General features: G+C 73.1%; 13 protein-coding genes. 6 read left to right on the top strand and 7 right to left on the bottom strand.

The features are described 5' to 3' along the window. Positions 1-7 precede the first annotated feature (7 nt). Positions 8-736 (bottom strand): ZIP family metal transporter, encoded by a 729-nt coding sequence (locus AC068Z_RS37560; protein ID WP_478566546.1) that lies wholly within the window; start codon positions 734-736, stop codon positions 8-10. 202 nt (positions 737-938) lie between these two features. On the opposite strand from AC068Z_RS37560, the gene cobM reads away from it, so the two are divergent. The 6 genes from cobM to cobC are packed head-to-tail and all read left to right on the top strand — an operon-like array spanning position 939 to position 7,241. Next, complete coding sequence (gene cobM / locus AC068Z_RS37565; protein ID WP_478566549.1) at positions 939-1,757, top strand: precorrin-4 C(11)-methyltransferase; 819 nt, start codon at positions 939-941, stop codon at positions 1,755-1,757. Beyond that, positions 1,754-3,004 (top strand): precorrin-6y C5,15-methyltransferase (decarboxylating) subunit CbiE, encoded by a 1,251-nt coding sequence (gene cbiE, locus AC068Z_RS37570; protein ID WP_478566552.1) that lies wholly within the window; start codon positions 1,754-1,756, stop codon positions 3,002-3,004. The genes cobM and cbiE overlap by 4 nt, the downstream gene beginning before the upstream one ends. After that, positions 3,001-4,674, top strand: coding sequence for a precorrin-3B C(17)-methyltransferase (cobJ, locus tag AC068Z_RS37575; RefSeq protein WP_478566555.1), 1,674 nt, complete (start codon positions 3,001-3,003; stop codon positions 4,672-4,674). Before cbiE ends, cobJ begins: the two co-directional genes overlap by 4 nt. Then, positions 4,671-5,261 (top strand): precorrin-8X methylmutase, encoded by a 591-nt coding sequence (locus AC068Z_RS37580; protein WP_478566558.1) that lies wholly within the window; start codon positions 4,671-4,673, stop codon positions 5,259-5,261. Before cobJ ends, AC068Z_RS37580 begins: the two co-directional genes overlap by 4 nt. After that, a complete protein-coding gene (locus tag AC068Z_RS37585) occupies positions 5,258-6,178 on the top strand; it encodes a sirohydrochlorin chelatase (protein WP_478566561.1) in 921 nt (306 codons plus the stop codon). Before AC068Z_RS37580 ends, AC068Z_RS37585 begins: the two co-directional genes overlap by 4 nt. Continuing rightward, the gene (gene cobC, locus AC068Z_RS37590; RefSeq protein ID WP_478566564.1) at positions 6,168-7,241 is read left to right on the top strand and encodes an Rv2231c family pyridoxal phosphate-dependent protein CobC; all 1,074 of its coding nucleotides are present in this window, start codon (positions 6,168-6,170) and stop codon (positions 7,239-7,241) included. Before AC068Z_RS37585 ends, cobC begins: the two co-directional genes overlap by 11 nt. Before the next feature lie 48 nt (positions 7,242-7,289). Here the strand turns inward: cobC and AC068Z_RS37595 are convergent, their stop codons facing one another. From AC068Z_RS37595 to AC068Z_RS37620, 6 genes are all read right to left on the bottom strand, one after another. Next, positions 7,290-9,326, bottom strand: coding sequence for a hypothetical protein (locus tag AC068Z_RS37595; protein WP_478566567.1), 2,037 nt, complete (start codon positions 9,324-9,326; stop codon positions 7,290-7,292). A 137-nt stretch (positions 9,327-9,463) separates the two neighbouring features. Continuing rightward, positions 9,464-10,366 carry an SCO1860 family LAETG-anchored protein gene (locus AC068Z_RS37600; RefSeq protein WP_478566570.1) on the bottom strand — a complete coding sequence of 301 codons (903 nt, stop codon included), beginning with the start codon at positions 10,364-10,366 and terminating at the stop codon, positions 9,464-9,466. A 154-nt stretch (positions 10,367-10,520) separates the two neighbouring features. Then, on the bottom strand, positions 10,521-11,612 hold the full coding sequence (locus AC068Z_RS37605; RefSeq protein WP_478566573.1) for an amidohydrolase family protein: 1,092 nt from the start codon (positions 11,610-11,612) through the stop codon (positions 10,521-10,523). 41 nt (positions 11,613-11,653) lie between these two features. Next, complete coding sequence (locus AC068Z_RS37610; RefSeq protein ID WP_478566576.1) at positions 11,654-12,445, bottom strand: amino acid ABC transporter ATP-binding protein; 792 nt, start codon at positions 12,443-12,445, stop codon at positions 11,654-11,656. Then, positions 12,442-13,275 carry an amino acid ABC transporter permease gene (locus AC068Z_RS37615; protein WP_478566579.1) on the bottom strand — a complete coding sequence of 278 codons (834 nt, stop codon included), beginning with the start codon at positions 13,273-13,275 and terminating at the stop codon, positions 12,442-12,444. The genes AC068Z_RS37610 and AC068Z_RS37615 overlap by 4 nt, the downstream gene beginning before the upstream one ends. Next, a complete protein-coding gene (locus tag AC068Z_RS37620) occupies positions 13,272-14,117 on the bottom strand; it encodes a transporter substrate-binding domain-containing protein (RefSeq protein WP_478566582.1) in 846 nt (281 codons plus the stop codon). The genes AC068Z_RS37615 and AC068Z_RS37620 overlap by 4 nt, the downstream gene beginning before the upstream one ends. Between the last annotated feature and the right edge of the window lie 128 nt (positions 14,118-14,245).

Genomic DNA, 14,245 nt, shown 5'->3' on the forward strand with positions numbered 1-14,245 from the left:
GGGGCCGTCATCCCGCGATCCCCACCACCAGCCAGATGAATCCCGCCCCCGCGATCGTGCACAGCAGCGTCGATCGGGCCGGGTGCTCGTGGTGCGCCTCGGGGAGGATCTCCGCCGCCGCGAGGTAGAGCAGCGCGCCGCCGAACAGGCCGAGATAGCAGCCGAGCAGCCCCTCGGGGATGGTCACGAAGGTCGTGCAGGCGGCGCCCACCACGGGCGCGGCGGCGTCGGCGTACAGCATGGCCAGCGCTCGGCGGCGGGCGTTGCCGTACAGGCTCGTGATCGTGTACGTGTTGAAGCCGTCCGCGAAGTCATGGGCGATGACCGCGAGGGCGACCGCCGTGCCCATGCCGCCGCCCACCTGGAACGCGGCGCCGATCGCCACCCCGTCCATGGCGCTGTGGCCGACCATCGCCGCGGCGGCCGTCAGGCCCACCTCGGGCGCCCGGCCGTCCACCTCCTCCGCGCCGTGCGCCGCCTGACGGGCCGCCAGCAGGCGTTCCACCAGGTGGGCCAGGAGGAAGCCGGCCACGAACAGCAGCAGCGCGGCCGGTACGCCGTAGATCTCCTCGCCCGCCGCGTCCAGCGCCTCGGGCAGCAGGTCGAGGCCGACCACGCCCAGCATCAGACCGCCGGCCAGGCCCAGCACGAGATGACGGCGGTCCGTCACGCGCTGTGCCGTCCAGCCGCCGGCCAGCGTCATGAGGAACGCGCCGAGCGCCACGAAGATCGCCATGACGCCTTGCTATCGGATCGGCGCGCGCCCACGGGTGTCCGACGCCCGGCCGCCCACTGACTTTTCCGCCGCACGACGAAAAACCCGCCCACCGGCCGTCCACCGCACGACGAAAAGCCCGCCCACCGCCTTTCCACCGCACAGCGAAAAACCAGCCCACCGCCTTTCCACCGCACACGTAAGACCGAGAGGACCGATCCCCATGGCCGATGCCCCCACCGGCAAGGTGACCTTCGTCGGTGCCGGCCCCGGCGCCGCCGATCTGCTGACGTTCCGTGCCGCGCGTGCCATCGCCGAGGCCGACGTGGTGATCTGGGCGGCCAGCCTGGTCCAGGCGGAGGTCCTCCAGCACGCCCGCGAGGACGCGGAGATCCTGGACTCGGCCACGATGTCCCTCGAGGACGTCGTCGCCGTCTACGAGCGGGCGCGGGCCGACGGGCTGCGCGTCGCCCGCATCCACTCCGGCGACCCCGCCCTCTGGGGCGGCACCCAGGAGCAGCTCGACCGGTGCGCGCGGATCGGGATCGCGACCGAGGTCGTCCCGGGCGTCTCCGCCTTCTCGGCCGTCGCCGCGCTCGCGCAGCGCGAGCTGACCATCCCCGAGGTCGCCCAGTCGGTCGTCCTCACCCGGCTCGGCGGCGGCAAGACGCCGATGCCGCCCGGCGAGGAGGTGCGCGAGTTCGCCCGGCACGGCACGACCATGGCCGTCTTCCTGTCGGCGGCGCGCAGCGGGCATCTGGTGCGGGAGCTGCTGGAGGGCGGCTATCCCACGGACACCCCGGTCGTGGTGGCCTACCAGGCCACCTGGCCGGAGGAGCTGATCGTGACGTGCACGGTCGGCACGCTGGAGGAGACCGTCAAGGAGCACAAGCTGTGGAAGCACACGCTGTTCCTGGTCGGCCCGGCGCTCTCCGCGCACGGCACCCGCTCGCACCTCTACCACCCCGGCCACTTCCACGGCTTCCGCAAGGCCGACCCCGAGGCCCGTCGGGCGCTGCGCGAACGCGGGGCGAACACATGATCACGGTCGTCGGTACGGGGACGGGGGCGCCCGTCCCGGACGGGACGCTGGCCGGTGCCCGGCTCGTCGTGGGCGGGCGGCGGCATCTGGACGCGGCGCCCGTCCCGGCCGACGCCGAGCGGGTCGTCCTCGGTCCGCTCGCTCCGGCGCTGGACACCATCGAGCGGCATCTGGACAAGGCGCACCGGGTGGTCGTCCTGGCCTCCGGCGACCCGGGGTTCTTCGGGATCGTGCGGGTGCTGGCGGAGCGGTTCGGGTCCCGCGCGCTCGACATCCGCCCCGGGGTCTCCTCCGTGGCGACCGCGTTCGCGCGGGCCGGGGTGCCGTGGGACGACGCCGTCGTGGTCAGCGCGCACGGGCGGGACCTGCGGACGGCCGTGAACGTGTGCCGGGCACGGCCGAAGGTGGCGGTGCTGACCGGTCCCGGTTCCGGTCCGGCGGAACTGGGGGCCGCCCTCGGGCCGGACTCCCGCGTCCTGCTCGTCGCCTCCGCGCTGGGCACGGCCGGGGAGCGCGTCGAGCGGGTCACGCCCGCCGAGGCCGCGGCCCGCGACTGGGGTACGGCGGTGAGTGTCGTCCTGTGCCTGGACGAGACGCGGCTGCTGGGGCCGGTACGCACGGTCGCCGGGCCGCCCGCCGGGCCCGCCGGATGGGCCCTGGACGAGACGGAGTTCACCCACCGGGACTCGATGATCACCAAGTTCGAGGTGCGGGCGCTGGCCCTGGCCAGGCTCGGGCCCCGGCTCGGCGATCTGGTCTGGGACGTGGGCGCGGGCTCGGGCTCGGTGGCCGTGGAGTGCGCGCGGCTCGGCGCCGCCGTGACCGCGGTGGAGAGGACCCCGGACGGCGTCGGGCGGATCCGCGCCAACGCCGTCGCGCACGGCGTCGACGTACGGACCGTGCACGGAGCCGCGCCGGCGGTGCTGGCGGAGCTGGAGGATCCCGACGCGGTGTTCGTCGGGGGCGGGGGGCGTGAGCTGCCCGCCATCGTGACCGCCTGTGCGCGGCGCGCCCGGCGGACCGTGGTGGTCGCCATGGCGGCCCTGGACCGGGTGCCGGCCGTTCGGGCCGCGCTCACCGAAGCCGGGTTCGACTGCGACGGAGTGCTGTTGCAGTCCTCTCGGCTCGCCCCGCTGCCGGGGGACGTGTCCCGGCTGGCGGCGACCAATCCTGTGTTTCTGCTCTGGGGTCTGCGAAGTCCCCATGGGCTGGGAAATCCCCCTGTCGACGAAGGAGTTGCTCAGTGATCGGCCTGATTTCCGCCACCGCGGCGGGGGCGGCTGCGCGGGACCGGCTGGCCGCGGCGTGGCCGGACCGTACGCGCGTGTACGAGGGCCCGGTGGCGGACGCCGTACGGGCCGCTTTCGCGGAGTGCGAGCAGCTCGTGTGCTTTCTCGCCACGGGGGCCGTGGTGCGGCTGGTCGCACCACTGCTCGGGGACAAGCGGACCGACCCGGGTGTGGTCTGCGTCGACGAGGGCGGGCGGTTCGCCGTGTCGCTGGTCGGCGGGCACGGCGGCGGGGCGAACGAACTCGCCGTGCAGGTAGGTGAGTTGCTCACCGCCCAGCCGGTGGTGACGACCGCGACCGACGCCGTCGGGCTGCCCGGCCTGGACACCCTCGGCTTCCCGGTGGAGGGCGATGTCGCCGCCGTCTCCCGGGCCCTGCTGGACGGTGAACCGGTGGCCCTGGCGGCCGAGTTGGCGTGGCCGCTGCCCGCCTTGAAGGTCACCGAGGAGGGCGCGTACACGGTCCGTCTCACGGACCGTGCCGTGGAGCCCGCCGAGCGCGAGGTCGTCCTGCGCCCGCCGTCCCTCGTCGTCGGCGTCGGCGCCTCCAAGGGGGCGCCTGTCGAGGAGATTCTCGGGCTGATCCACCGCTCGCTGGAGGGGCTGTCGGTCGCTTCGGTGGCCCGGCTCGCCACCGTGGACGCCAAGTCCGAGGAGCCCGGCATCGTCGAGGCCGCCGAACGGCTCGGGGTGCCGCTGGTGACGTACCCCGCCGAGCGGCTCGCGCGGGTCGAGGTCCCGAACCCCTCCGACGCCCCCCTCGCCGCCGTGGGCACCCCCTCCGTCGCCGAGGCCTCGGCGCTGGTCGAGGGCGGTGAACTCCTCGTCTCCAAGCGGAAGTCGGCGATGGCGACCTGCGCGGTCGTACGACGTCCCGCGCGCGGGCGCCTCGCGGTGGTCGGCCTCGGACCCGGCGCCCGGGACCTGCTCACCCCGCGCGCCAAGGCCGAACTGCGGCGCGCCTCCGTGCTCGTGGGCCTCGACCAGTACGTCGACCAGATCCGCGACCTGCTGCGCCCCGGCACCCGGCTGCTGGAGTCGGGGCTCGGTGCCGAGGAGGAGCGGGCACGCACGGCCGTGGCCGAGGCCCGCAAGGGGCACGCCGTCGCGCTGATCGGCAGCGGGGACGCCGGGGTGTACGCCATGGCCTCCCCCGCGCTTGCCGAGGCGAGCGACGACATCGACGTGGTCGGTGTCCCCGGGGTCACCGCCGCGCTCGCGGCCGGGGCGATCCTCGGCGCCCCCCTGGGCCACGACCATGTGTCGATCAGCCTGTCCGACCTGCACACGCCGTGGGAGGTCATCGAGCGGCGGGTGCGGGCGGCGGCCGAGGCGGACATCGTGGTCACCTTCTACAACCCCCGCTCCCGGGGCCGGGACTGGCAGCTCCCCAAGGCGCTGGCGATCCTCGCCGAGCACCGCGAGCCGACGACGCCGGTCGGTGTCGTACGCAACGCCTCGCGGCCCGACGAGTCCAGCAGGGTCACCGCGCTGGGCACGCTGGACCCCGCGACGGTCGACATGATGACGGTCGTGACCGTCGGCAACACCGCGACCCGGAACATCGCCGGGCGCATGGTGACGCCCCGCGGCTACCGCTGGCAGTCCGCCGGGGAGGGCGCCGAGTGAACCGCGTCGTCCACCCCATCGAGGAGGAGTCCTACCGGCGGCTGCGGGCCCGCCTGGACACCTCGCACTTCCCGCCGCTGACCCGGGCGGTCGTGGAGCGGGTCATCCACTCCGCGGCCGATCTGGAGTACGCGAGCGACCTCGTCATGGACGAGGCCGCCCTGGAGCGGGCCCACGCCGCCCTGCACGCGGGCGCGCCCGTCGTCGTGGACGTGGAGATGGTCGGGGCCGGCATCACCCGGCGCGAGACCGTCTGCCGCCTGAAGGACGGGGTGGCCGGGCCGGGGCTGACCCGTTCCGCCCACGGCATCCGGCTCGCCTACGAGCAGGTCGGCCCCGGCGCCCTCTGGGTGATCGGCAACGCGCCGACCGCGCTGGAGGAGCTGCTGACCCTGGACGCCGCCCCGGCCCTCGTGATCGGCCTGCCCGTCGGCTTCGTCGGCGCGGTCGAGTCCAAGGAGGCGTTGCGGATGAGCGGGCTGCCCGCCGTGAGCAACGTGTCCGAGAAGGGCGGCTCCGCGGTCGCGTCCGCGGCGCTCAACGCCCTGCTGTACCACCCCGTTTCACACTCCGAGGAGAAATCGTGACCACCCCCCCGCCCGCCCTGCTCATCGCCGGCCATGGCACCCGGGACGACGCCGGAGCCGAGGCGTTCCGCGACTTCGTCCGGGAGCTGGGCCGCCGCCACCCCGAACTGCCCGTCGCGGGCGGTTTCATCGAGCTCTCCCCGCCGCCGCTGGGCGAGGCCGTCACGGAACTGGTGGAGCGGGGCGTGCGCCGGTTCGCCGCGGTGCCGCTGATGCTGGTCTCCGCCGGGCACGCCAAGGGCGACATCCCGGCGGCGCTGACCCGCGAGAAGGAGCGGCACCCGGGGATCTCGTACACCTACGGCCGCCCGCTGGGCCCGCACCCCTCGCTGCTGAACGTGCTGGAGCGGCGGCTCGACGAGGCCCTCGGCGGGCGCGATCCGCAAGGCCGGGGGGACGTCACGGTGCTGCTGGTGGGACGCGGTTCGACGGACCCGGACGCCAACGCCGAGGTGCACAAGGCGGCCCGGCTGCTGTGGGAGGGGCGCGGCTACGCGGGCGTGGAGACGGCGTTCGTGTCGCTGGCGGCGCCGGACGTGCCGAGCGGCCTCGACCGGTGCGTGAAGCTCGGGGCGCGCAGGATCGTCGTCCTGCCGTACTTCCTGTTCACCGGCATCCTCCCGGACCGGGTGAAGCAGCAGACCGAGGGCTGGGCGGCGGCCCACCCGGAGGTCGAGGTGCGCTCGGCCGAGGTGATCGGCCCGGAGCCGGAGCTGCTGGATCTGGTCATGGAGCGGTACGAGGAGGCCGTCAAGGGCGATCTGCGGATGAACTGCGACTCGTGCGTGTACCGCATCGCGCTGCCGGGCTTCGAGGACAAGGTGGGCCTGCCCCAGCAGCCGCACTTCCACCCCGACGACGACGGCCACCATCACCACCACGGCCATCACCACGGGGCCCACTCGCATGCGCACTGAGGGCCATGACCTGCGCCACCACGGGGACGCGGAGGTCCGGGACGACGGTTCGGCGCTGGTCGACCTGGCGGTGAACGTCCGCGCGGACACGCCGCCGGCCTGGCTGCGGGACCGGATCGCCGGCTCCCTGGCGGGCCTGGCCGCCTACCCGGACGGGCGGGCGGCGCGGGCCGCGGTGGCGGCACGGCACGGCCTGCCGGTGGACCACGTGCTGCTCACGGCGGGCGCCGCCGAGGCGTTCGTGCTGCTGGCGCGCGCCCTGAAGATCCGCCGGCCGGTCGTCGTGCACCCGCAGTTCACCGAGCCGGAGGCCGCGCTGCGGGACGCCGGGCACACGGTGGACCGGGTGCTGCTGCGGGCGGAGGACGGCTTCCGGCTCGACCCGGCGGCCGTCCCCGAGGACGCGGACCTGGTGGTGATCGGCAACCCGACGAACCCGACCTCGGTGCTGCACCCGGCCCGGTCCCTCGCCGAACTCGCCCGCCCCGGGCGGACGTTGGTGGTGGACGAGGCCTTCATGGACGCGGTGCCGGGCGAGCGGGAGGCGCTGGCCGGGCGGACGGACGTGCCGGGCCTGGTCGTCCTGCGCAGCCTCACCAAGACCTGGGGCCTGGCCGGACTGCGCATCGGCTACGTCCTCGCCGCCCCGGAGACCGTCGCGGAACTGGAGCGCGCCCAGCCCCTGTGGCCGGTGTCCACCCCGGCGCTGGCCGCGGCCGAGGCCTGCGTGGAGCCGCGGGCCCTGGCCGAGGCGGCCCACGCGGCCCACCGCATCGCCGCCGACCGGGCCCATCTCGTCGCGGGGCTGGAGGAGTTCGCCGCGCGGGGCCTGAGAGTGGCGCGGCCGGCGGAGGGCCCCTTCGTCCTCGTACGCCTGCCGGAGGCGGCCGCCGTACGGCGGCACCTGCGCGACCTCGGGTACGCGGTGCGGCGCGGGGACACCTTCCCCGGGCTCGACGAGGAGTGGCTGCGGCTCGCCGTGCGGGACCGGGCGACGGTCAACTCCTTTCTCCAGGCGCTGGACCGGGCGCTCGACCGGGCACTGGCTCCGGCGCGGGGATGAGGTGCGGTCGGCGGAGGGACCAGCCGCCGACCGCACCCGTCCTTCCCCTCAGCCCGACAGCTCCCGCGCGGTGGACCGGACCGACTCCACCACCGAGGGCAGCACGTGCCGGGCGTCCAGGGTGTCGGCCAGCTCGTTGGTGAGCCGGACCGCCTCCCGGGTGGTGCGCTCACCGGCTCCGGCGAGGGCCACCGCCACCTGTTCGACCTGCTGCGTCAGCCTGATGTGGCCGAGGGTGTCGGCCGCGGCGCCCGGGTCGCCGTAGGCCTTCTCGATCAGCGGCAGCGCCTGCTCGGGATCGGGCGCGTAGGCCTGGAACTCGCGGTCGCGCGGGTTGGCGGAGTGGTGCACGAGGATCCGGCCCGGCACGGCCGCCGTACGGCTGAGGGCCGCGGCGGCGTGGACGGCCAGCGCGCTGTCCGGCAGCCGCTCGACCGCCTCGCGCAGCACGTCGTTGGCGCGGTCCAGGGCCGGGGCGTGACCGCGGCTGCCGCCGAAGGCGAGCACCCGCCCGACCTCGTCGGTGTACACGTCCGGGGCGAGCAGCTCCGCCTCGCGGCTGCCGGGCGGCCGGATGTCGAGCGCGAGCGGCGCGGACAGGATCTGCCCGGAAGCCGCACCCGAACCCGCACCCGAGCCGGTGTCCAGCATCGCGTGGATCCGGTAGCGGCCGGGCTCGGCCAGGTCGAAGCCGTTCAGTCCGGCGCTGAGGAACAGCGGCGCGTACAGCGCCTCGCCGGGCTGGAGGACGCACGGGTCGTCCAGGTAGCAGTGCCGGGCGTACGGCACCCAGCGGCGGGCCTCGCGGCCGTCGGCGGCGATGATCACCGTGAGCCGCTCGCCGAGCAGGGCGTTGCGGTCCACCACGACCGGCGCGAACGAGGTGTTCGCCAGCTTCACCTCGGCGACCACCGGCTCCAGCGCCTCGAAGCGGGGGGACGGCCGGTTGACCCGTACGGTGAGCTCCAGGGCGTTCGGCACGGCCTGCCGGATCTCCTCGAAGGCGTGCTCGTCGAACCAGGGCGCGTCGCCCTGCTTGACCAGCCGTTCCGGGGCGTGGCGCAGGAAGAGGAGCTCGTTCTCGCTGAACCCGTACCGGAAGTCCGCGAAGAAGGCGGCCTCTCCGCCGGGGTAGCGGAACGGGTAGTTCATGTAGCTGAGGGCCAGCGGCTCGTCCGCCAGCGGGATCCATCGGCTGCCCTCGTCCTTGTCCCAGGAGTGGGCGAGGTTGAAGCAGTGCCCGATCTCGTGCACGGCCGTCCAGAACCGCAGCCGCTGGACCGCGTGTTCGGAGTGCGGGTCGCCCGGGCGCGGGGCGGAGATGAAGGAGTTGCTGAAGACGGCGCAGCCCTGGCGCTGGGCGGTGCCGATGTCGTCGAACATGATCCCGCCGAGGTTGCGGCCCCGGATGTGCCGTCCGGCGAACAGCGTCCACACCTGCCACTGCGGCGCGTCCGCCCACTTGGACCAGTGCACCTGCATGGCGTCGTGCATCTCGATGTCGGTCCACACGCCGTCGGTGCCCGCCTTGATGACCGGGACCTGGTCGTCACCGCCGGTCCGGGTGACGGCGATGCCCAGGCGGGTGAAGGCGTCCTCGACGGTCAGCGTGGCGCTCGGCAGGTCGGCGGGCCGGTTCGGGTGGGCGTGCAGCTCGTAGTCGGTGACCGCGGTGGCGTCGCTGGCGCAGTCGTACTCGATGCCGACCTCGCGGAAGGCCGCACGCCGGAAGAGATAGGTGCGGGCCGCGTCCGGGCGGCCGCCGCCGGTGAACGTCACCCGGGCCCTGCGCGCCCTGCCGACCAGGCCGCCCGACAGGGTCACGAAGACATGCGTGTGCGGTTCCAGGGACGTGTTCCCGTCCCGGTAGGTGATCTCTCCCGTGTACCCCTGCTGTACGTCGTCCCAGTCCACCCGGGCGATCCAGGTGAGCCGGCCGCCGAAGAGCCGGGTCCTGGTGCCGCTGACGGTCATGGTGGGCATCAACCCGTCCACGTCGACGCGGAGTTCTTCCAGCATGAGCAGGCGTCCCGTGGGCCGGGGCAGCTCCAGGGCGTAGACGCCACTGCGCTGTGGGTCGGTCATGTGTTCCTCCCCCGAGGCTTTCGGACTCCGGGCCCGGCCCGGAGTTCCGGTGGGGCTCAACGTCCTGCGGGGCGGGGTGCCCGTCAATGCGCAGAAGTGCGCATTGACGGGGTCCTGTTGAGGCGAACGCCCGGCGCTCAGCCCTTGCCCCGGCGAGCCAGCGCCACCGCTCCCCCGCCCGCGACGAGCAGGACGAGCGCGCCGCCCGCGAGGTACGGCGTGAGCGAGTTGCCGCCGGTCTCGGCGAGGCCGGCCTCCTCGACGGGGCCGCCCTGGGGCTCGACCTGCTGGGAGGGCTCCTCGCTCGGGGCGGCGGGTGCGGCGGGCGCCTCGCAGGTGGTCTTCGCGAGCGTGACCGTGCCCGTCACCTCGGCCACGTTCAGCTTCAACGGGTCGACGGACACGGTGAGTTCGAGCGCGGTGGCGGCCGCCGTACGCGAGGTGGTCTCGGTCTTCGACAGGTCCAGGCGGACCTCGCCGACGCCCGGCACCTGGACGTCCGTGGTGCCGCCCGTCGTCACGGTGACCTTCTTGCCGAGGACGGTCACCGCGCCGAGGAGGTTGGAGGTGGCGGCCGGGGCCTTCCCGGCCTCGCAGGTCGCCTTGGAGGTGACGCCCTCCAGCTCGATCAGGGACAGCAGGGGCAGACCGGGCACATGGATCTTCGCGTGCGCGAGGTTGGTGTATCCCTCGGCCTTGGTGTCGGTGACCGTCGCCTTCGCCGAGGCCACGTCGGCGGCCAGGACGCTGAACGGCCGGCCGCCGTCGACGCCGTCCAACTCGGCGGTGAGCGCGGTCTTCTCGGCCCTCTGCGGGGCCTGGACCTCGTTGAGGGAGACCGCGAGCGGGACGTTCACGGTCTTGTTGAGCAGGGAGACGTCGAGCCCGGTGCGCAGGACCACGGCGCTCGCCCGGCCCTCGTCACCGGTCGCGTGGGCGGCGCCCGCGCCGGTCAGCGCCGCTGGTCCGGCGGCGAGGACCGTGGCCGCCGCGACGGTGGCGAAACGGCGTGCGGGCATGCGGAAGTTGTTGCCGTTCAAGGTGGTGGGACCCCCAGAGAGACATGCTTGGGACCCCGTAAGGATTACGCGCGGACAGAGGGTCGTCAGCAAGCTGACGAGGGTTCACTCCAACGTGACCGTTCCGTGCAGGTCTTCGAATCCCTGGGCACGCACGTTCTCCACAGCCACCCGGTCAACTCATGACGAGGCCGTTCAGCACGATCCGCCGCGGCGCGGCCAGCACCCGTACGTCGGCCCTCGGGTCGGTCTCGTACACCACCAGATCCGCCGGCGCACCCTCGTCGAGTCCCGGGCGCCCGAGCCAGCGCCGTGCGCCCCAAGTGGTCGCCGAGAGCGCCTCCGTGGCGGGGATGCCCGCGGTGACCAGTTCCGCCACCTCGGCGGCGACCAGTCCGTGCGGCAGGGTGCCGCCGGCGTCGGTGCCGACGAACACCGGGATGCCGGCGTCGTAGGCGGCGCGCACGGTGTCGTAACGGCGTTCGTGGAGCCGGCGCATATGGGCCGACCAGACGGGGAACTTGCCCTTGCCGCCCTCGGCGAGCCGGGGGAAGGTGGCGATGTTGACCAGGGTCGGCACGATGGCGACCCCGCGCTCGGCGAAGAGCGGGATCAGGTCCTCGGTGAGGCCCGTGGCGTGCTCGATGCAGTCGATGCCCGCCTCGACGAGGTCGCGCAGGGAGCTCTCGGCGAAGCAGTGGGCGGTGACCCGGGCGCCGAGCCGGTGGGCCTCGGCGATGGCGGCCTCGACCGCGTCCCGGGGCCAGCTGGGGGCGAGGTCGCCGAGGTCGCGGTCGATCCAGTCGCCGACCAGCTTGACCCAGCCGTCGCCGCGGCGGGCCTCCTGGCCGACGTAGGCGACCAGGTCCTCGGGCTCGATCTCATGGGCGTAGCCGCGGATGTAGCGGCGGGTGCGGGCGATGTGCCGGCCGGCCCGGATGATCTTCGGCAGGTCCTCGCGGTCGTCCACCCAGCGGGTGTCCGAGGGCGAGCCCGCGTCGCGGATCAGCAGGGCGCCGGCCTCCCGGTCGGTCAGCGCCTGCTTCTCCGCGACGTCCTGGTCGACGGGGCCGTGGGCGCCGAGGCCGACGTGGCAGTGCGCGTCGACCAGGCCGGGCAGGGCCCAGCCCTCGACGGTACGGACGTCTCCCGGGCCGACGGGCCGGTCGTACGAGATCCTGCCGTCCACGACCCACAGCTCGTCCCGGACGTCGTCCGGACCGACGAGGACCCGGCCCTTCACGTGCAGCACCGCGCGTTCGCTCATGCCTGCACCCTAATGACTCGCGCCGGCGCCCTGATGGGCGGCTACTCGCTCTTGCCCACCTGGTCGGAGGTCTCCTCCTCCACCTCGGCCATGGCCGGGTCGAGCAGCCGGGACAGGAAGTGGCGGGTGCGCTCGTGGCTCGGGTTGCCGATCACCTGGGCCGGGACGCCGTCCTCGACGATCACTCCGCCGTCCATGAAGACCACCCGGTCGGCGACCTCGCGGGCGAAGGTCATCTCATGGGTGACGACCATCATCGTCATGCCCTCGTTGGCGAGCATGCGCATGACGGCGAGGACATCGCCGACCAGCTCCGGGTCCAGCGCGGAGGTCGGCTCGTCGAAGAGCATCACCTCCGGGCCCATCGCCAGCGAACGGGCGATGGCCACCCGCTGCTGCTGACCGCCGGAGAGGGAGGACGGGTAGGCGCCCGCCTTCTCCGCGAGGCCCACCCGCTCCAGGTTCTCGGCGGCCACCCTGGCGGCCTCCGCCTTGCCGCGCCGGAGCACCCGGCGCTGCGGCAGCGTGAGGTTCTCGGTCACCGTCAGATGCGGGAAGAGGTTGAACTGCTGGAAGACCATGCCGATCCGGCGGCGGGCGGCGTCGATGTCGACGTCCGGGTCGGTCAGCTCGGTGCCGCCGACGAAGACCTGGCCCTTGGTGGGCTCCTCCAGCAGGTTGACGCAGCGCAGCAGCGTCGACTTGCCGGAGCCGGAGGGGCCGATGACACAGACGACCTCGCCCTGGCCGATCTCCAGGTCGATGCCCTTGAGGACCTCGTTGTCGCCGAACGACTTGTGCAGATCGCGGACTTGGATCTCGGGACGACTCACCGGACGGCCTCCTGAGCCTTGGACTCCATGCGGCGCACGACGAAGCCGAGCGGGATGGTCACCAGCAGGTAGCACAGGCCCGCGACGAGGATCGGCGTGGAGTTGGCGGTCGTGCTGGCCAGGTCACGGCCGTACTTGGACAGCTCGCGCTCCTCCAGGGTGACACCGAGGAACAGCACCAGCGAGGAGTCCTTGAACAGCAGGACGAGCTCGTTGGTCAGCGGCGGGAGGATGATCCGGAAGGCCTGCGGGATGATGATCGAGACCATCGCGCGGGCCGGGGAGAAGCCCAGCGAACGGGCCGCCTCCATCTGCCCCTTGGGCACCGCCTGGATGCCGGCCCGGATCGTCTCCGCCATGTAGGCGGCCGCCACCAGGCCGAGCGCGAGCGCGACCTTGCCGTAGGTGCCGCCGGGGATCTCCGTGCCCGGGAAGGCCAGCGGCACGGCCACGCCGATGAAGATGAAGATCAGCAGGGCGGGCAGGCCGCGGAAGATCTCGATGTACACCCCGGCGAACCAGCGGTACGGGCCCACGGACGACAGCCGCATCAGCGCGATCACCATGCCGAGGACCAGTCCGAAGGCGAAGCCGGACAGGGTGTACAGCACGGTGTTCTTCAGCGCCAGCGTGATGATGTCCGGGAACATCTGCTCGGCGATGTCGGCCTGCGCGAACTGGTTCTTGAGCTGGTCCCAGTCGGCCGCGAACGCGAAGGCGATCACGGCCGCGACGAAGACCACGTACTGGATACCGCGGGACAGCTTGCGCTTCTGTCGCCGGGTCAGGCCCTTTTTCTTCGGCTTGAGTTCTGGGTCCGTGGTCGTCATGACGCCGACGGGGACGCGGCAGCCTCGTCGTACGGGCCGATCCACTTCTCGTAGATCTCCTTGTACGTGCCGTCCGCCTTGGCGTCGGCGAGCGCCTTGTTGACGGCGGCGAGGAGTTTGGCGTTGCCCTTCTTCACCGTGAAGCCGTACTGCTCACCGGTGTTGATCTGCTCGGCGACGGAGAAGGCGTCGGCGTTGGCCTTGTCCTTCAGCCAGCCCTGGACGACCGGGTAGTCGATGACGACGGCGTCGACCTGGCCGGTGCGCAGACCGTTGAGGACGGCGTCGGAGGACTCGAAGGAGACCGGGTCGAGGCCCTGGCTCTTGGCGTAGTCCTCACCGGTGGTCTGCGCCTGGGCGCCGACCTTCTTGCCCTTGGCGTCGGCGAGCGAGCCGATCCCGCTGTCCTTGTCGACGAGCAGGGCCTGGGTGGCCTCGAAGTAGGGGTCCGAGAAGTCGACGTTCTTCTTGCGCTCCTCGGTGATGGTCATACCGGCGGCGGCCAGGTCGCACTCGCCGGAGTTGAGGAACGCGCCGGTCTTGAAGTTCTCGAACGGCGTGTCGAGGATCTCCTGCTGCACGCCGAGGTCCTCGGCGACCAGGTCGACGAGGGAGACGTCGAAGCCCTGCACCTCGCCGTCGATCTCCGACTGGAAGGGCGGGTACGGCAGGTGGGTGCAGGTGGTGAGCTGGCCCGCCTTGACGAGCTCGACGCCACCGGCGGCGGTCTTGGTGCCGCTGCCGCCGTCGTCGTCCGAGGAGCAGCCGGCCACGAGCACCAGCCCGGCCGTCGCGGTGGTGGCGGCCAGAATGCGGGTCCGGCGCCCGAGGGTCGTCTTCACGGGGGAGCCTCCTGTGGGTGAACTATGGGTTCCGATTATAAGGAAAGGTTTGAGGTCCTCAAATCAAACCCATGGCTGTGAGCCCGTACGACCTAAGAAGTGGGCGGTCGACTGCGGACGGTTACCCT

Source organism: Streptomyces sp. NPDC043726 (assembly GCF_056436565.1).

What these genes read in the sequence shown, in the direction of transcription:
- cobM (WP_478566549.1), top strand. Translation starts at nt 939, where the DNA reads ATGGCCGATGCCCCCACCGGCAAGGTGACCTTCGTCGGTGCCGGCCCC.
- AC068Z_RS37615 (WP_478566579.1), bottom strand. Translation starts at nt 13,275, where the DNA reads ATGACGACCACGGACCCAGAACTCAAGCCGAAGAAAAAGGGCCTGACC.
- AC068Z_RS37560 (WP_478566546.1), bottom strand. Translation starts at nt 736, where the DNA reads ATGGCGATCTTCGTGGCGCTCGGCGCGTTCCTCATGACGCTGGCCGGC.
- AC068Z_RS37595 (WP_478566567.1), bottom strand. Translation starts at nt 9,326, where the DNA reads ATGACCGACCCACAGCGCAGTGGCGTCTACGCCCTGGAGCTGCCCCGG.
- cobC (WP_478566564.1), top strand. Translation starts at nt 6,168, where the DNA reads ATGCGCACTGAGGGCCATGACCTGCGCCACCACGGGGACGCGGAGGTC.
- AC068Z_RS37605 (WP_478566573.1), bottom strand. Translation starts at nt 11,612, where the DNA reads ATGAGCGAACGCGCGGTGCTGCACGTGAAGGGCCGGGTCCTCGTCGGT.
- cbiE (WP_478566552.1), top strand. Translation starts at nt 1,754, where the DNA reads ATGATCACGGTCGTCGGTACGGGGACGGGGGCGCCCGTCCCGGACGGG.